Genomic DNA, 18,528 nt, shown 5'->3' with positions numbered 1-18,528 from the left:
GCGAAAAGCGATATCGAATGAGGGCGATTCTGCCAGTCGAGCGCCAGTCGATCGCAAATACGTGCGTATGTCTGGATTTGACAGAATCGCAAAAGTATCTAAGATTAAAAATATCAAATGGTACACGGTTGTACCAAATACGTTCGGAAAGGCAATGACGTGCAGATCCATACCAGCAAACCCGCCGTACCCACCGCAACCGCTACACCCACCGCAACCCCCAATCGCCAGCCTTTTGCGTGGCCGAAACTGCTGACGGAAAACGGCCGTGGAATCGCATTCGGCGGCGACTACAATCCCGACCAATGGTCTGAAGAAACGTGGGACGACGACGTGCGCCTCATGAAGAAAGCCGGCGTCAACACGGTTGCCCTCGCCATCTTCAGCTGGGACCGCATCCAACCGCAGGAAAATCGCTGGGACTTCGGCTGGCTCGATCGCATCATCGACAAGCTCGGCAAAGCCGGCATTGCAACAGACCTCGCCTCCGCCACGGCCACCGCGCCGCTGTGGCTGTACGAAAAGCATCCCGAAGTGCTGCCGTGCGACAAATTCGGCCACCCCGTCAACGCCGGCTCGCGCCAATCGTGGAGCCCGACCAGCCCGGTATTCAAGGAATACGCGCTCACCCTGTGCCGCAAGCTCGCCGAACGCTACGGCGCCAACCCGTACGTGACCGCCTGGCACATGGGCAACGAGTACGGGTGGAACAATCGCAATGACTACTCCGACAACGCGCTCAACGCCTTCCGCCTGTGGTGCGAACGCAAGTACGGCACCATCGGCGCGCTCAACCAGGCGTGGGGCACCACTTTCTGGGGTCAGGAAATGAACAGCTTCGACGAGGTGCTCATTCCGCGGTTCATGGGTGCCGATTCCATGGTCAACCCCGGTCAGAAGCTTGATTTCGAGCGCTTCGGCAACGACATGCTCCTCGATTTCTACAAGGCCGAACGTGACGCGATCGCCGAAATCTGCCCCGACAAGCCGTTCACCACGAATTTCATGGTCTCCACCGACCAGTGCTGCATGGATTACGCTGATTGGGCCAACGAAGTGAACTTCGTCTCGAACGACCACTACTTCCACGAAGGGGGTGAGATGCACCTTGACGAACTGGCATGTTCCGACGCGCTGATGGACTCGTTCGCACTCGGCAAGCCCTGGTATGTCATGGAACACTCCACTTCCGCCGTGCAGTGGAAGCCGCTCAACATGCGCAAGCGCAAGGGGGAGACGGTGCGCGATTCCCTTGCACACGTTGCCATGGGTGCCGACGCGATCAACTTCTTCCAGTGGCGCGCGTCCGCATTTGGCGCCGAATCCTTCCACTCCGCCATGGTTCCGCACGCGGGAGAAGACACGAAGCTATTCCGTCAAGTGTGCGAGCTGGGCGAAACGTTGCGAACATTGGCCGATGCGGGTGTGCAGGGTAGTGAGCTGGAACGCTCTGACACGGCGATCCTGTTCAGCGCCGAATCGGAATGGGCTACCCGTTCCCAAACCCTGCCGAGCATGAAACTCAACCATTGGCACGACGTGCGCGACTGGTATCGCGCGTTCCTGAACGCGGGTTCGCGTGCTGACATTGTGCCGCTGAAATACGATTGGAGCGATTACAAGACCGTCGTTTTGCCGACCGTCCTGATGCTGAGCGCCGTCGATACGCGGCGATTGGCCGATTTCGCGGCGGCCGGCGGCAGGGTGGTGGTCGGTTACGCGACCGGCCTGATCGACGAGAATTTCCACACGTGGCTCGGTGGCTACCCGGGTGCCGGCAACGGCCTGCTGCGCGATATGCTGGGCATCCGCGGCGAGGAATTCAACATCCTCGGCAGTGGCGTGGAAGGCGAGCCGGAGGCGATTCGGCTGGGTGCCGGCGGTGAGGTTGCGCTGGAAGATGCAGCCGCGCTGAACGGCGCCACGACCCGCCTGTGGCAGAACGACGTGACCGTTACCGGCGATCGCACGCAAGTCCTCGCCATGTACGCAGGCGAGGAGGCCGACGAATGGGAGCTCGACGGCATGGCCGCGGTCACCCGCAATCCGTACGGCGCGGGCGAAGCGTATTTCGTCGGTTGTGACCTGGACGTGGCCGATTTGACGAAGCTGATTCGGACATATCTTGCGGCACCGGCACAATCGCAGCAATCGCAAGCCAATACCGACGTTCTGCACACCGTGCGCAAGTCTGCCGACGCCGCGTTCGATTTCTATCTGCCGCGCGGCAAGAAGGAAGTCGAATTGCAGGGCGTCGAGGGCGAGCCGGTCGTCCTGTTCCAGACGGAACGGGGTGAGGAAAACGGCTCGTATACCGTGCGCCGCAACGGGGTTCTCGTGGTGAGGCGCTAGAATCGCCCCTGTAGCAGGGATACTGGGCAGTATTTCGAAGCGTATCGGGGGAACCATGAGCGAAGCGAGACCTTTCGCGTCTCAAACCGGCAAATCGCCATCAGAAAAGAAGCGCGTCACTTTGCGTGACGTGGCCGAAGAGGCCGGAGTGTCCCTCAAAACCGCGTCGAACGTCATCAACCACACCGGCCGTATGACCGACGCCACACGCGAAAAAGTGCAGAAAGTCGTGGATCGGCTCGGCTACCGCGTCAACGTGTCCGCGCGCAACCTCAACCGTGGCCGGACCGGCTTCATCACACTCGCCGTGCCATGCCTGACCGCCCCCTATCTTGCGGAGCTCGCCAACCGGGTGATCGACGCGGCGCGCATCTACGGCTACTCCGTGTACGTCACCACGTACGCCGAAGGCACGTCGCATGGGGTCACTTCGCTGCTGCGCAACTTCAATTCCACCATTTCGGACGGCATGATCCTGTCACTGTCCGAAATGGAGGACCTTACCCCCGAAGACTTGTCGGTGGATTATCCGCTGGTATGCGTGGGCGCGCGTTTCACGCACTATAAGGCCGACCACGTTACACCGGATGACGTGCAAAGCGCGCGTCTTGCCACGGAATATCTGCTTGACCGTGGCGTCAGCAAGCCGGCGGTGGTCGGCTCGCGCACTGATTTCGCGCAGCTTTCGACTTTGCGTGATGTTACGGAAGGCAACGCGCAGCTTCGTATGCGCGGCGTGTTCGAAGCGTGCTGTGACCGCAATATCGCGCTTGCCACTGAGCTGATGCCCAACGTCGGCCACGATTGGTCGATCGGCTCTGGCGCGCGCAATATGCAACGCATCATCGATTCCGGGGTGCCGTTCGACGGAGTGATCGCATTGAACGACCAGCTTGCGATGGGCGCGCTGTCGACGCTGGCCGCCAACGGCATTTCCGTGCCCGACCAAGTGCAGGTGATCGGCTTCGACAACAACGAGGAATCCGCGTATTTCCAGCCGCCGCTGACCACCATGGATTCCTGCCTCGACTGGATAGCGCCGACCGCGGTCAGTCGCATCATCGACCGCATCAGCGGCAGCCGCGTGCTTCAGCCGGAACTGATCACCACGCAGACCCGCGTGATCGCCCGCGCCACCACGTGCGCGTAGACGCGTAAGCGTGCAAACGTTGCTATATATGGGCGATTGAGGTGCGTTCCGCCTGCGCTCCATGTTTCGTTAGCGTACCCTGTTACGTCGGCGAACAGACCGTACTTGCGATCGTCCCTTACTTTTCCGGCACGGCCTGCGCCGGGCAGGCACGCAGTACGGACAGCATCGCCCGCTTCTCCTTCGTCGTGACGGTCAGCCCGTACTTGGCTTTCACGCCGATCTGACGGGCCACGTAATCGCAACGGTATGCGCCGTTCGTCGGCAGCCAGTACGCGGCCGACGCGGAGCCCTTCTCCTGATTGGCCGGCCCGTCCACCGCCAGCAGGTTGTACATGTCGTTGCCGAACCGGTACCGCTTCGTACGGTCCCACTGGTTCGCACCCGACCGCCAGGCATTCTCCAACGCCACCACATGGTCGATCTGCACCGCCGACGAGGTGCGCGCGCCGCGTACGAAGTGGATTGTTTTGCCGGTGTACGGGTCGGCCAGCGTGCCCGATTCCACTTTGCATCCATGCTGCCGGTAGCGCACGTCGGTCAGGTCGCGCGCCAGTACGTCTTCGCGCACGTCGCATCCGTTGCCGTCGTCGTCGGTTTGGCGGAAGCCGAACAGGTCGCGATCGTAGCCGGCGTGCCGCTGATTATCGTCGACCGTCAGCTGCTGCAGCGTCTGTGCGGCGCTGCCGGACGCGGTGTATTCGCCTGTTATTTCGCCGACGGTCGGGTTTGCTTTCGGCATGAGCAGGCCGATGGTGACGCCCGCCACCACGGCGATCACCAGCAGAATCAGTATGCGTTCCACCGGCCCGTCGGCATTGAGCAGCTTCTTACGAAAATGCGTGCCGTCACGCGATCCGTGCCTTGTCATCGCACCCTAAGCAGTCTCACGCGTACGTGAACGTCATCGGATCGTGCCCGGCGCGCGTCGGCCCGTCGAGCGCATCGATGGCCGCATGCTCGGCCGGGCTGAGCACGAATCCGAACAAGTCGAGGTTCTGCTTCTGCCTGTCCGCATGCACCGACTTGGGGATGATGATCGTGCCGTTTTCGATGTGCCACCGCAGAATCACCTGCGCGGGCGTGACGCCATGCGCTTCGGCGATGCGTGCGATCACGCCGTCGCCGGCGTTCAAGTCGGCGCCGCGAGCCATCGGCGAATACGCCTCGACCGCGATGCCGTGCTCCTTGCAGTACGCCACCACCTCGCGCTGCTGCCACGTGGGATGCAGCTCGATCTGGTCGACGGCCGGATACTCGCCCGTCTCCTTATGCAGCCGCTCAAGATGCTCCGGCAGGAAATTGCACACGCCAAGCGTACGCACACGGCCCTCCGCGCGGAATTCGTCGAACGCCTTCCAAGTCTCACCGGAACGCCAGTCGAACGGCGTCGGCCAATGCAGCATATACATGTCCACATAATCGAGCTGCAGCAGGCCGAGCTGGCGGTCGAACGCCTTGCGCGCGGAATCGTACCCCTGCTCGGAGTCGCGCAGCTTCGTCGTCACCCACAGATTTTTGCGATTTTCGCCTTGCGTGAACCCCGCGTTTTTCAGCGCGCGCCCCACGCCCGCCTCGTTGTTGTACCCCGCGGCACCGTCGATATGACGATAACCGGCTTCCAGCGCGCTCTCCACCACGGGGGTAACGCCCTCATCGTCGATACGCAGCACGCCCAAGCCGATCTGCGGAATCAGATTGCCGTCGGAAAGCGTGATCATCGGAGTGTGGAAAACAGCCATGGAACAACCCCTTGAGTCGAAATGCAATGTTCTTCGCACCAGTGTAGCGGCTGTTGCGCTCGTAGGTTGTCCGGCCTGTGTCCGCGACCCGCCTGAACCTGTGCGTGGCAGCCCGCCTGAACCTGTGTCCGCAACATCGGCAACCTGCATCGGCAGTCTGCGTCAACAACCTGCACCAACAACCCGCACTGGAGCCCTGCGCTTACCCCGCACCAGACGCATATCCAACGATTATTCAACCTCCCGTAACAGACGTAACAATTCCGTGCGGGCGGACGCGCTATAACGTTGCCCGGATATGAAGAACGATTTGGATATGAAGTCGGATACAGAGAACGAAGAAGACGGCACTATGAGTACGGAGAGCGCGGACGTGCGGCCCGCGGAGAGCACGGACGCACGGCCTGCAGGAGCCCAGCAACCCACGCACCACCACTCCCAACCGTCCCACCACCACGGCCACGCGCTCGCCGGCATCCTCGGCCCCGCGTTCGTGGCGGCGGTCGCATACGTGGATCCGGGCAACGTGGCGGCGAACATCACGTCGGGCGCGCGCTACGGCTACCTGCTGGTGTGGGTGCTGGTACTGGCCAACTGCATGAGCGTGCTTATCCAATACCAGTCCGCGAAACTCGGCATCGTCACGGGCAAAAGCCTGCCGGAAATCCTGGGCGAACGGCTTGGCGACGCGGGCCGTTTCATGTTTTTCATGCAGGCTGAGGTAATCGCCATCGCCACCGATCTGGCGGAAGTGATCGGCGGTGCGATCTCGCTGAAACTGCTGTTCGGTCTGCCGCTGTTCGTCGGCGGCTGCATCATCGGCGCGGTGTCGACGGTGCTGCTGTTTTTCGAAAAAGGCGTCACGCATCGCATTTTCGAAAAACTGATCATCGGCCTGCTGCTGGTGATCACGTTCGGTTTCATCGCCGGTCTGTTCATCGCCCCGCCAAATCCGAAAGAAGTCGTCGCCGGCTTGATTCCACGCTTCAAAGGCACTGATACCGTGCTTATGGCCACGTCCATGCTGGGCGCCACGGTCATGCCGCACGCCATCTACCTGCATTCCACGCTCGTCAACGACCATTACGCCCCCGGCGAAGCGAAGCCGAGCGTGAAGAAGCTGCTTCACGGCAGCAAAATCGACGTTGCCTGGGCGCTGATACTTGCCGGCTCGGTGAACCTCGCGCTGCTCATCCTCGCCGCGAACTCGCTGTACGGCATGACCGGCACCGACACCATCGAAGGCGCGCAGCGGGCCATCCAGCATGTGCTCGGCCCGGTGATCGGCACGATTTTCTCGATTGGTCTGCTTGCGTCGAGCCTGAGCTCCACGTCGGTCGGCACTTACGCCGGCAGCGAAATCATGCACGGCCTGCTGCGTATCAAAGCGCCGATGTGGGCGTGCCGAGTGGTGACGCTGGTACCCGCGCTGGTGGTGCTATGGTTCGCCAACAATCCGACGGAAGCGCTGATCGTCGGCCAGGTCGTGTTGTCGGTCGGCATTCCATTTGCGATTATTCCGCTGATGCGTTACACGCACGACCGCACGCTGATGGGGGAGTACGTGGACGGTCCGGTCAAGCACATCGTCAATATCGCGGTCGCCGCGCTGATCGTCGCTCTGAACGTGGTGCTGATTGTGCTGACAATGCTCGGCAAAGCCTGATTTTCCGTGATTTTTACGTCGATCTCCGCAGGCTTTCGCGGAGCAATCCCGCAGACTGCCTACGCCGCCTGCACCTTCCCGCTGTCATAATCGACCACGGTGTACATGCCCTTCCCCTCACGCTTGGACTGATACAACGCATGGTCGGCGAATCCCAAGCAGAGGTTCAGATCGACGTTCTTGCCGGACAGCACGCGGCATGCGCCGATACTGCAATGCACGTCCTGCCCGTATTGCGCGGACGCCTGCGCCAACTGGCGGCGGAACAGGTCCAGCGTGCTTTCGATCACGCGCTCGTTCGCGGTGTTCTTTATCAGCGCCACATACTCATCGCCACCGAAACGGACGATGATGTCATCATGCCGGTACAGCCGCTTCAACGTCTGCGCCACTTCACGAATCCAGAAATCGCCCACTTTATGGCCGTACGTATCGTTGATCTGCTTGAAATCGTCGATGTCAACGAAAATCAGAACGGCTTGGTCGCCTTCCTGCATGTGCGCGAAATAATTCTCAATCTGCTCGCGGCCGGCGCTCTTGCTCCACAAATCGGTCAGACCATCGTGCTGCGCCTCGTAGCTGGCCTTCTGATAGGCGTCATCCTGCGAACGGATTTTCTTGTTCATTTCGATGGTGTCGACCACGAACGTGAACTGGATTGAAATCGTGATCGCGATGGCCTGCAACGCCAGTCCGTAATGGAGAATCTGAACGATGGTTGTCACAATCGGCAGCACGAAGAACGACAGCGACGTGACGAACAGCGGTCGGCTGAGGTTTTTGCGGTTTTCGATGATCAGCATCACAATCAGCGCGAGCTCTACCAGACCCAGTATCTGCGGGATAGCGAACAGTGGTCCGCGGCGGTAGTAGTTCTGGCTGTCGATGTAGTAGACCATATGGTTGAACTGCGTGGCAATCGTCAGTACGATGCCGAGCGCGGACGCTGCGTAGATGACGTCAAGCTTCTTCGAACGCGGCTTTTTCGGCTTGGATCGGGCATTGGCCGAACGTTGGTTCTTACGATTACGCTTGGCTCCGCCGCTCATTCTGGCCCTCCACTCGTGCGGGCTGACGTTTTCAAGCATGTCGTCGCCGCTGACGGTTTGCCAGATATAGTTGGCGAACAGTGCGATGAAGATGAAATTGATCAGGTATTCACCAAGATTGCCGATGCGCGTCATGTAGAAGTCAAGCTTGTCGCAGCCGCCGTTGTGATACCAGGCGGACACGTCGGCCAGCAGCATCAGCGCACATAGAAGCTGCATGGAAACTTTCGTATAGGTACGCCGCGTCCTACGTATCGCGCCCACGTAGACGCCACCTGCGCAAACGATGCAGATGAGAACGCCCCATAGCTCCATCGCTATGTTGAATAACGTGACTACGGTCATACTTCCTAACCCCCTGCGCGGCGTATTCCTTCCCTGTATCGTGCCGTTACTGCCAACGCATATGTATACCACCCCGAGATGAACAAATACGAAGTTTTGCCAATTTTTCTCGGTTGAATTGGAATTGAACGTGTTCGAATAGTTTCATCTCGCGTTCGACCACCCGCAGTACTAGACTTTTTGAGTCTGTTTTTGCAGGAGTTGCGCAATACGCTGCGAGTATGCGCGGATGAGTGATGGAGGGCGGTCGGTTTGCCGTCGAAACCGGAGAAGAGGTCGGAAGTGAAGCCGGAAAAGAAAATAAACGCGAAACAGGGCCGCACCCACGGCCTGTCCCAGCCACTTACCGGCGAGGAATCGTATAAAAACGACCATCTGACGCATGCCGCGTTCGTATCGATCGCCATTCTCACCTTTATCACGTTCGTCGGCAACTTCACTCAGCTGCAGTTGAGCGCCGCACTGCCCACCATCGTGTCCGATTTCGGCATTTCCGTGACGACCGGCCAATGGCTGACGTCGATTTTCCAGCTCGTCATGGGCGTTATGGTGCCGCTCACCGCCTACCTGACCCGCCGATTCTCCACCCGCCAGATCGTGATCGCGTCGATGGCGGTGTTCACGCTCGGCTCGGTGTTCGCCTGGCTCGGCTCATCGTTCGTACTGGTTTTGATCGGCCGTCTGCTGGAAGCCGTCGGCACCGGCGTGATGTGGCCGGTCCTGCAAATCACGGTATTCTCCATTTATCCTCTGTCCCGCCGCGGTATGGCGATGGGCACCGTCGGCATGGCCATGAGCGTCGCGCCCGCGATTGGCCCCACCTTGGGTGGTGTGCAAACCGATTTGAACGGCTGGCGATCGATTTTCCTCACGCTGACGGTTATCGGCGTGATTTCACTGTTTTTGGCGATTTTCGGCTTGCGTAATTTCGGCACGCGCGACGCGTCCGCCAAAGCCGACTTCTTCTCCGTCGGCCTGTCGATTTTCGGTTTCGGCGGACTCATGTTCGGCTTCACGAACATCGAATCGTATCCGTTCACGCATCCGATGGTGTGGCTCGCCATGCTTATCGGTGTGGTCGGCATCGTCTGGTTCGTGCTGCGGCAGATCCACGGCGCTCGCCGGCAGTCGGCCGACCCGTCCAAGCAACCTCCGCTGCTCAACCTGAGCGTGCTGAAAAACAAGAGCTTCACCGTCGGCACCGTCACCGCCGCGCTGTCGTTCTTCGCGTTCAGTTCGATCATGGTGATCATGCCGCTCTACATTCAGGATTGCCGAGGCTATTCCGCCACGATCAGCGGCCTGGTGATGCTGCCCGGCGCGTTCGGCCAGTGCATCGCGCAGTTCTTCGGCGGCAAGGCGCTCGACCGTCTCGGCGCGCGTCCGGTGGCGCTGATCGGCTCGATCACCCTGCTGTTCGGCACCATCATGATGAGCCTGATTTCCATGACCTCATGGATTTGGTGGGTGTCGATTTGGCAGTTCGTGCGCCAAATCGGCATGGGATTCGTGCTCATGCCGATTACCACGTGGTCGCTGAACTGCCTGGAGCCCGAGGAGGTGAGCGCCGGCTCGGCCGTTACGAACACGGTTCGCCAGATCGCCGGTGCCATCGGCGCTCCCGTGCTGGTGATTCTGATGGAAACGTTTACCGCCCTGCGCTGGGCTGCGATCGGCGGCGCGAAGAACATGTATGCCGTGGCGAACGTGTTCGGCATCCAGTGGGCGCTGCGCGTGAGCGCCACCATCTGCTTCATCATGGTGGTCATGGTCTTCTTCGGCGTCCGCGGCAACGGCGCCGGCTCCACCCGCGACACCGTCCAGCGCGCCCTCAATCGCGTCCACCCCCACGCCGCCTAGCCTGACCTGTCCGCTCTTACCGCATTTTCGCCGTTCCGTAGGCATGTCATGAGCGTGGTTTGCTCAAGTGCCGCCATTCCCCGCAGCAGGAAATGAGAGAGAAATGTCCGCATAGTGGCATGCGGTACGGGTGCACGTAAAAGCACTGTGAACCTCGCGGGAAGGAGGTGGCGCACCCGTGCCGTGTTACGTATGGTGAACGGGAACGTAATGAAAGGCAACCATGCGGCAAACCTGCGAAAGCGAGCGTGAGAACGGCGGCAATAACGATGCCGAACGCGAACGCACAAGCGAAAGCGAAATCGAGGATCTGGGCGCGCAGCTCGACAAAGCATGCGCCAGCCGCCCCCTCGACCGTGCTCAACATGGCATGACCCGCCGTACCGCAGCAACACACCTTCTGACCGCGGTGCTCTGGCTGGCCACCGCCGTCATCCTGCTGGCCATGCTGCTGCGCATGCTGCCCAACAACCTCGACGGCAAACGGTACGTGCCGCTTATCGTCGCGCTGATGCCGTGGCTGGGCATACTGTCTTTGATTATTGCGATCACCGCGATAGCCGTCCGTGCAATAGGCGGACGCGTCCTACTCGCCACCGTCAGCGTGGTGTGCGTGGTCGTGCAAATCGGCTGGCATTGGGGTTATATCAGGCCGCAGCAAACGATTTCCGACGCGGCCAGCACCGCAGTCACGCAAGTCTCGTCCAACGGCTTGCCCAACACGTCCGACCGGTACGCCCGCATCATGACCTTCAACACCAGGGAAGGGCATGCCGACGCCAATCGGATCGTCGAAATCGTCAAAAACGAGCATGTGGAAGTGCTCGCGCTGCAGGAAGTGTCATGGGACCTGCTCAACCGGCTCAACGGCGCCGGAATCGCCAATTATCTGCCGTATTCCGTGGCCGCGCAGCAAACGTGGCATGACAACGGCGGTGTGAACGTGCTGTACAGCGCCGCGCCGATGGAAAACGCCAAACAGAACCTCATTCCCGTGGAATCAAGCAGCGTTTCCGCCGCGACGATCGATTTCGGCGGCAGCAAGGTGCGCTTCGGCTCCGTCCACCCGTTCTCGCCGCGCCCCCGCAACCAAGGTCTGTGGAACCGTAGTCTCGACTCGCTCGCCCAACTGCAGCATTACGACAATCTGTACGTGCTGATGGGCGATTTCAACTCCACATGGGACCACGCCAGCTTCCGATACCTGCTCGGCAGCCGCTTCCTGGATTCCGGCCAGCAGGCGGGCGAAGGCCTGCACATGACGTACCCGGCCATGATGCCGATCGCCGAAATCGACCATATCGTGCACGACAAGGGCGTGAACGTGGGCGATCTGGAAACCAAGTACATCGCCGGCTCCGACCACCGCGCTCTCCTCGCCACGCTCGAAGTCGCCTGACCCGCACCTAATCTGCGCTTGAACATATCTGCGCATAGCAAACATATCCGCACGTATCCCCACATATGCCCCTCAACGTACCAATAGCCGCAAACACGCCTGCTGCTATATCGACATTTTTGACATTATGTAGGTATAGGAATAGTCTATATTCACCCCGAACCTGCATATTCTGCACAAATGACGGTTATAAGGATGATGGTTATGGAGTACAAAAGCATACGGCAGGCATTGGCAATGTCATCATCCACGGCCAAGCCGAAGGATGCGGCTGAGGAGGAATACCAAAAAAGACTCAACGGCTATTCAACATACCGGTCAGGTATTGAATTCGAAGGTCATGAGATGTTCGCCGTGGCGTTCAGGGAACTGTTGAACGTCATGGATTCGGTCCGTGGCATGGAAGTGCAGGTCGAATCGCTGTGGGCCGCATTGCCGCCGATTGCCCGCAGGGCGTATCTGATGGAACTCATCGGCGCGGAAATGCAGAGCACGAACTCCATAGAAGCCGTGCACACCACGCGCAAGGAAATCTCAGACGCGTTGGATGCGGCGGTCGCGGACGGGCCGCACAAGCGGTTGAGTGAGCTTGCCAAACTCTTTCTCGGACTCTCCGGCGAAAATTCCGCAACGTTGGAACTACCGAAAACGTTGCATGACATACGTAATATTTACGATCAGGTGATGGCTGGGGAACTACGGGAGGAAGACAAGCCTGACGGAATGGTATTCAGAGCCAAGCAAGTCTCTGTGTGTGACGGCTTTGACCGGGAGATTCATCAAGGCGCATGGCCGGAATCGGAAATCCAAGTGCAATTGACCAAATGGCTGGCGTTGCTTTCGGATGAGGCGATTCCTCCGCTGCTGCGGGCTGTGATGTGCCATTACGTCTTCGAATGCATTCACCCGTTCTATGACGGCAATGGCAGGACGGGCCGGTTCCTGCTTGCTCTGCAGCTGAGCAAGCACCTGTCCATACCGACGGCGATCAGCCTGAGTCCGGTTATCGCTGACGCAAAAGGCCGGTATTACAAGGCGTTTGATGATGCGCAGCATCCGCTGAACTGTTCTGACGTCTCGCTGTTCTCATATCGGATGATCCGTTTTATCGCCACCGCCCAGAAGAACATCATCTCTGTGCTCGGCGAGAAGAAAACCCTGCTTGACACCGCGCGGAAGAGGCTTGAACATTATGCGCGAACGCAGGGCATTACGGAACTGCAGCGGAACATGCTGTACTTCCTGCTGCAGGAGGAGCTTTTCGACGATGCTCCGAAACCCATATCGCGCCGCCTAATGCGCGAATGGCTTGGCGTGGGGGAGCGGAAGACCAACACCGCGCTCGCGGAACTGGTGAACAGGAACCTGCTCGAGTTCCACGGCTCCCGCCCGATCCGCTATTCGCTGACCGCCACCGCCCGCGCCGAATTTCTGCAATGATTCTGCGCGTATTGGACGATTTGCCGCATGCGGGGAACGCCTCGCGCTAAAATTTCCGTTTGGCGGGTTGCGGAAGCCATGGTGGATTTCGCAAAACCGCAACACGAAACGTTGGAAGAACGGTTAAGGGGTTTAGGCATGCACATCATGTTCGTCTGCACGGGCAACATTTGCCGTTCCCCTATGGGCGAGCTTCTGATGACCCACTATCTGAACGGCACCACCGTGCAGGTGTCAAGCGCCGGCACGCGTGGTTTGCCGATGCATCCGATCGATCCGTCGAGCGGCCGCCTTATGCAAAGCGTCGGCATTGAGTCGAGCGGCTTCCGTTCCCGACGACTGACCCGACAGATGGCCGACGAAGCCGACCTGATCCTCTGCTTCGAAAAGCAGCAGCGCAAGGAAATCGTCACGTTGGCGCCAGCCGCCGTACGATACACGTTCCTGCTTGACGATTTCGCGAATATGTGCGATTACTGCGCTCGCAACAATATGATTGCCGGACTGACCATCCAGGAACGTCTTCAGTCGGTAATCAAGAAGTCCTCGATGATTCGTCCGATGATTCCCCAGCCGAAGGACATCGCCGACCCGCATGGCCGCGAATTCAGCATGTTCTGCGTCGCCGCCGAACAGACGAACGGTGCGATCCGTAAAATCCTGAAAAGCATGCGCAAGCACCGTACGGTAACCCCCGCCCCCATCCGCTCCCAAATCGTTGCCTGATAATTCTTTTAGGTCCATGGATTGATTCACCATAGCTTGGCCCTACTCTATTTTTTTGAGTCCGAGCGTGTTTGTGATATTCACCCATTTTTTATTATTGATATTTTGATTTGATTGGCATGTTGCATGCCATAAGAGGTAAAGAAGCCCTTTTTGAGCATCTCTTGAAAGATTAATTTCAGGATTGTTGGGGGTGGGCTGTCGGTGGCGTGGGATGGGGCGAGGGTGCTTTGCGTCGCAAGGTGGTATTGGTTGGAAAATTTTCTGAAACGTTTGCATATGTGAATTTGCAACGATAGTGGGTGCTACGGGGTGCTGGTATGAGTGTATCTGTTGCTGACAGCGTTTGCAACAGAGCAGAAAACAATTGCGTTTTAACCGCCATTTTTCAATAAAAATCACTCATTTTTCAAAGGAAAAATGTGGTATTTTTGACGCAACGTCTGCTAGTGGCAAACGTTGTCAAAGTTAGATGCAAGGAAGCAGGGAGGGTAAGGTGCGACTCAGCACTCATACGTTCGCGGGTATGGCGAACGCACTCACCAGAAAAGAGCCTCCGCACGACGATCAACCGGAGTTGATGACCCGTGCAGAGCGTAGGCGCGCGGCCCGCAAGGCTCGTGCGGCCAAAACCTGGAAGAAAGTAGCGGCGGGAACGGTGGCGGTCGCCACGCTGTTCGGCGGTATGGGTGTGGCATCCACCGCACTTGCCGCCGATCGTGACAGCTACCAGGACACCATCGGAAATTCTTCTTTCGAAGCGGTCCGTAACCAGTACGGTCTGACCAAGCACATGAAGAACGGCGCCATCCTGCACGCATGGATGTGGTCGTTCAAGACCATCACGCAGCACATGCCTGAGATCGCCGCGGCGGGCTACACTTCCGTGCAGACCGAGCCTATGAGCAAGATCAAGGAAGTCGCCGCCAACGGCAAGAAGTTCACCGAGAACTGGTACTACGTGTACCAGCCGGCGAACACCTCCATCGGCAACTTCGTGGTCGGCACCGAGGCTGACCTGAAGGAAATGACCGCCACCGCCCATAAGTATGGTGTGCGTGTGATCGTGGATGTGGTCGCCAACCACTTCACCTCCGATTGGAACGCCATCGACCCCGATTGGCAGAACAAGGAGTACTTCCACAAGCGTACCGGCTGCGACGGCCCCAACGGTGAAATCAACGATTATTCCAACCGTTACAAGGTGACGCAGTGCCACCTGCTTGGCCTGTGGGATCTGAATACGCAGAACCAGGCTGTTGCCGATCGTATGCAGAAGTTCCTGAAGACCGCTGTGGCGGACGGCGTTGACGGCTTCCGCTACGATGCGGCAAAGCACGTCGAGCTGCCGACCGAAGTCTTCGACAATAAGCAGTCGAACTACTGGAACACCATTCTGAAGAACGGCTCCCAGTTCCAGTACGGCGAGGTGCTGCAGGGCGATTCCGGCCTTGACTACAAGGCATACGCCAACATGTTCCGCGACAATTCCTCCGATGGCGGCGGCAACACCGCTTCCAACTACGGCAAGACCATTCGCGCCGCTGTCGGCTCGAACAACCTTGACGTCAAGATGGTGAAGAACATCGATACCGGCGGCGCAAGCGAAGACCAGCTGGTCACCTGGGTTGAGTCCCACGATAACTACGCCAACGGCGACAAGGAATCCACCGGCCTCACCGACTATCAGATCATGATGGGCTGGGCGGTCGTTGGTTCCCGTAGGGCCGGCGCTCCGCTGTACTTCAACCGTCCGAAGGGCTCTGGCGGCACCAACCCGCAGTTCGCCGAGCAGTCCCAGCTGGGTGACGCCGGTGACGACATGTGGAAGAACAAGTCCGTCGCGGCAGTCAACCACTTCCGTAACGCCATGGATGGCAAGGGCGAGAACCTGCAGAACTGCGGCGACAAGTCCTGCCTGATGATTGAGCGCTCCACGTCTGATGGCATTCAGAACGATGGTGTGGTCATTGCCAACATGGGTGGCGACAAGAGCCTTTCCGGCATGGAAACCACACTTGACGATGGCACCTACCCGGATGAGGTCAATGGCGGCCAGCTTGTGGTCTCCAACCATAAGATCGTTTCCGGTACCGCCAAGGGCGGCGCGGTCAGCGTCTTCTACGTGAAGGGCGAATCCGATCCGAACGTGTCCGTGGAAGCGGCTTCCAAGGAATTCTCCTCCGACAATGTCAAGGTCACGTTGCGCGCGCAGGATGCCGACAATCTGAAGTACACCACCACCGAGGGCGAGAGCGGCTCCTTCACTGACGGAAAGGTCATTTCCGTTGGTAAAACTCTTTCCGTCGGCGAGACCGCTACCGTCAAGGTGACCGGCACCGCCGCCAAGGATGGCAAGAAGGTTAAGAAGGGTCAGGCGCTGAGCGCTTCCGTGACCGTGAAGAAGGTGGAGGTCCCGAAGCAGAACCTTGCCGCGCAGTACAGTACCAACAAGGTGGGCATGGGCGTCAAGAAGACCATCAACTTCAACGCCGGAAAGGACGCGAGCATCGCTGACTGGGACAGCTCCATGCTGATCGCGCAGGGCGCCGCCAACGACGACCCGCGCGTGTACCGCCCGAATTCCATGTATGAGGTTCCGATCGATCTGTATGCGTTGTATGGCGCCTACGATGACGACAACCTCTACCTCATGTGGGAAATGACTAACGTGCAGGATGTCGTCGACACTGGCGACGACTACCCCCTGAGCCAAGGCCACCTGTGGCAGACCCAGAACCTACCGTTCCACATCGCCATCGACACCAAGGATGACAGCACCCGCATCGGCAACAACGGCGGTCTGCAGACCGGCGGTTCCCTGTGGGCGTCCAACATCACTTGGGGTGGCGAGCAGAAGCTCAATAACGTGGTGACCATTTCCACCAACGGTTCTAACGGTCCGTGGATTTACAAGGGCGACGAGACTGGTCTGAACTCCAAGGCTGCGTATGGTCCGGCTGCTAACGCTGCCACCAACACCAAGAAGTCGAACATCAAGTTCGGCTATGGCAATGGCATTCTAAGCAAGGATGTCATCGGCATCGACGGTGGCTGGGGTGAAAACAACGGTCGTTTCATCGGCGATATGAAGGCCGAGAACCAGAGCAAGGCCAAGTGGGTCAACTTCAACGAGAAGGGCCACAATTCCGCTCAGATGGATGATCACTACGAGATCGCCATCCCGCTGGAAGAGATCGGCACCACCGCTGATCGCATTGCCTCGAACGGTATCGGCATCGAGCTGGCAGCCACCTTCGGTCTGTCCGCCATGGATTCCCTGCCGTACGATCTGGCAATGAACGACAATGCCGACCTGCCGGACACCGGTTCTCAGGTGAATAACTCCTTCGAGAAGTCCGATGACGACATGTTCAGCGTGAAGATGGCCAACATCGGCGGCGAAGAGCCTCCGGTCGAAACCAAGTCCGTGAAGATCAACCAGGGTGATTACACCACCGACATCACCGACGGCGCCACCACCAAGCAGCTGACCGCCACCACCGACCCGGCAGGCAACTCCGTTTCGTGGAGCTCCTCCAACACGGCGGTCGCGACCGTCAACTCAAAGGGTGTGGTTACCCCGGTGAAGGCCGGCAAGGCCACGATCACCGCGAAGTCCGGTAAGGCCACCGCTTCGATCACCGTTACGGTGACCGGCATCAAGAAGCAGCCGCCGGTTGCTGCGAACACCATCTACGCCACCAAGCCTGCGGGTTGGAGCCAGATGTACGCCTACGTGTACACCGGCGACGGCGCGACCGCGGTGAACAACGCCGCATGGCCGGGCGAGAAGATGGAAGTGGCCGACAACTGCGATCAGACCGGTTACAAGTACGTTGTTCCGGACAACCTCGCCAAGGGCGCGAAGGTGATCTTCAACGACGGCGGCACCCAGCAGTTCCCGGGTTCCCGCCAGCCTGGCCTCGACTACGCTGGCGGTACCGTCAGCTGGGACGGCTCGTCCACCGCTCTGACCGCGATCACCTGCGACACGACCGTTCCGGTCTCCTCCGTCTCGATTTCGGGTGATGGCGTGTCCAATGGCAAGCTGAGCCTGAAGGCCGGCGCGTCCGCGCAGCTGACCGCCACGGTCAAGCCCGACAACGCGACGGACCGCAAGGTCACATGGACGAGCTCGGACTCGAGCGTCGCGAACGTGATGGGCACGGGCGTGGTCACCGCCGGCTCGAAGGCCGGCAGGGCCACGATCAAGGCGACCGCGGGCGGCAAGAGCGCGAGCGTCACGGTGACGGTCACGGACGTGCCGAAGCAGCCGATGACGGTGTGGTACAAGCCATCGAAGACGGTCAAGCAGGTCACGGCGTACTGGCGCGTGTACACGAGCCCGAACTCGACCGGCAACGCGAAGATGGTCCAGGCGTGCGACGGCTGGTGGAAGGTGACCGTGCCCGACACGAAGGGCGCGCAGACCGGTCTCGCGTTCGCGCTGGACGGCAAGTCGTCCGACAACAACGGCGGCAAGCTGTACGTGGCCAAGGGCGGCACACTCGCCGTGACGGACGGCAAGATGTCGTCCAAGGCTCCGGACTGCAACGCGTCGAAGCAGCCGATGACGGTGTGGTACAAGCCATCGAAGACGGTCAAGCAGGTCACGGCGTACTGGCGCGTGTACACGAGCCCGAACTCGACCGGCAACGCGAAGATGGTCCAGGCGTGCGACGGCTGGTGGAAGGTGACCGTGCCCGACACGAAGGGCGCGCAGACCGGTCTCGCGTTCGCGCTGGACGGCAAGTCGTCCGACAACAACGGCGGCAAGCTGTACGTGGCCAAGGGCG

Annotated in this window: 11 protein-coding genes; 8 read left to right on the top strand and 3 right to left on the bottom strand. The window is 59.5% G+C overall.

Annotation, left to right across the window (positions count from 1 at the left end):
• The first annotated feature begins 165 nt into the window (after positions 1-165).
• Positions 166-2,352, top strand: a complete 2,187-nt coding sequence (locus tag Q5H31_RS00800) for a beta-galactosidase (protein WP_302457397.1) — start codon at positions 166-168, stop codon at positions 2,350-2,352.
• Between the two features lie 55 nt (positions 2,353-2,407).
• On the top strand, positions 2,408-3,502 hold the full coding sequence (locus tag Q5H31_RS00795) for a LacI family DNA-binding transcriptional regulator (RefSeq protein WP_033499984.1): 1,095 nt from the start codon (positions 2,408-2,410) through the stop codon (positions 3,500-3,502).
• Positions 3,503-3,620: 118 nt separating this feature from the next.
• On the opposite strand, the gene Q5H31_RS00790 is transcribed toward Q5H31_RS00795, so the two are convergent.
• Entirely contained in the window at positions 3,621-4,373 is a 753-nt protein-coding gene (locus tag Q5H31_RS00790; RefSeq protein ID WP_039775718.1) for an HNH endonuclease family protein, read from the bottom strand.
• 16 nt (positions 4,374-4,389) lie between these two features.
• Positions 4,390-5,244, bottom strand: a complete 855-nt coding sequence (locus tag Q5H31_RS00785; RefSeq protein ID WP_042990804.1) for an aldo/keto reductase — start codon at positions 5,242-5,244, stop codon at positions 4,390-4,392.
• 352 nt (positions 5,245-5,596) lie between these two features.
• Here Q5H31_RS00785 and Q5H31_RS00780 point away from each other — a divergent pair, with 352 nt between their 5' ends.
• Positions 5,597-6,910, top strand: a complete 1,314-nt coding sequence (locus tag Q5H31_RS00780; protein ID WP_302457381.1) for an Nramp family divalent metal transporter — start codon at positions 5,597-5,599, stop codon at positions 6,908-6,910.
• Between the two features lie 59 nt (positions 6,911-6,969).
• Here Q5H31_RS00780 and Q5H31_RS00775 read toward each other — a convergent pair whose 3' ends face one another.
• The gene (locus tag Q5H31_RS00775) at positions 6,970-8,178 is read right to left on the bottom strand and encodes a GGDEF domain-containing protein (protein WP_051923577.1); all 1,209 of its coding nucleotides are present in this window, start codon (positions 8,176-8,178) and stop codon (positions 6,970-6,972) included.
• Positions 8,179-8,604: 426 nt separating this feature from the next.
• On the opposite strand from Q5H31_RS00775, the gene Q5H31_RS00770 reads away from it, so the two are divergent.
• From Q5H31_RS00770 to Q5H31_RS00750, 5 genes are all read left to right on the top strand, one after another.
• On the top strand, positions 8,605-10,164 hold the full coding sequence (locus Q5H31_RS00770) for an MDR family MFS transporter (protein ID WP_143239195.1): 1,560 nt from the start codon (positions 8,605-8,607) through the stop codon (positions 10,162-10,164).
• 223 nt (positions 10,165-10,387) lie between these two features.
• Positions 10,388-11,563, top strand: a complete 1,176-nt coding sequence (locus tag Q5H31_RS00765) for an endonuclease/exonuclease/phosphatase family protein (protein ID WP_042990807.1) — start codon at positions 10,388-10,390, stop codon at positions 11,561-11,563.
• Positions 11,564-11,962: 399 nt separating this feature from the next.
• Positions 11,963-13,003, top strand: coding sequence for a Fic family protein (locus Q5H31_RS00760; RefSeq protein WP_302457380.1), 1,041 nt, complete (start codon positions 11,963-11,965; stop codon positions 13,001-13,003).
• A gap of 138 nt (positions 13,004-13,141) precedes the next feature.
• Positions 13,142-13,729: a protein-tyrosine-phosphatase gene (locus tag Q5H31_RS00755; RefSeq protein ID WP_034984477.1), complete on the top strand. Its 588-nt coding sequence runs from the start codon at positions 13,142-13,144 to the stop codon at positions 13,727-13,729.
• A 580-nt stretch (positions 13,730-14,309) separates the two neighbouring features.
• Positions 14,310-18,528, top strand: a 4,219-nt coding sequence (locus tag Q5H31_RS00750; protein WP_302457379.1) for an Ig-like domain-containing protein, incomplete at its 3' end; no start/stop codon positions are given.

The sequence above is a fragment of the uncultured Bifidobacterium sp. genome, assembly GCF_959020155.1.
Classification (GTDB): Bacteria; Actinomycetota; Actinomycetes; order Actinomycetales; family Bifidobacteriaceae; genus Bifidobacterium.
The sequence above is the reverse complement of the archived record's forward strand: the minus strand, read 5'-3'. Positions and strand labels throughout refer to the sequence as shown.

What these genes read in the sequence shown, in the direction of transcription:
- Q5H31_RS00795 (WP_033499984.1), top strand. Translation starts at nt 2,408, where the DNA reads ATGAGCGAAGCGAGACCTTTCGCGTCTCAAACCGGCAAATCGCCATCA.
- Q5H31_RS00790 (WP_039775718.1), bottom strand. Translation starts at nt 4,373, where the DNA reads ATGACAAGGCACGGATCGCGTGACGGCACGCATTTTCGTAAGAAGCTG.
- Q5H31_RS00785 (WP_042990804.1), bottom strand. Translation starts at nt 5,244, where the DNA reads ATGGCTGTTTTCCACACTCCGATGATCACGCTTTCCGACGGCAATCTG.
- Q5H31_RS00780 (WP_302457381.1), top strand. Translation starts at nt 5,597, where the DNA reads ATGAGTACGGAGAGCGCGGACGTGCGGCCCGCGGAGAGCACGGACGCA.
- Q5H31_RS00775 (WP_051923577.1), bottom strand. Translation starts at nt 8,178, where the DNA reads ATGCAGCTTCTATGTGCGCTGATGCTGCTGGCCGACGTGTCCGCCTGG.
- Q5H31_RS00765 (WP_042990807.1), top strand. Translation starts at nt 10,388, where the DNA reads ATGCGGCAAACCTGCGAAAGCGAGCGTGAGAACGGCGGCAATAACGAT.
- Q5H31_RS00760 (WP_302457380.1), top strand. Translation starts at nt 11,963, where the DNA reads ATGGAAGTGCAGGTCGAATCGCTGTGGGCCGCATTGCCGCCGATTGCC.
- Q5H31_RS00755 (WP_034984477.1), top strand. Translation starts at nt 13,142, where the DNA reads ATGCACATCATGTTCGTCTGCACGGGCAACATTTGCCGTTCCCCTATG.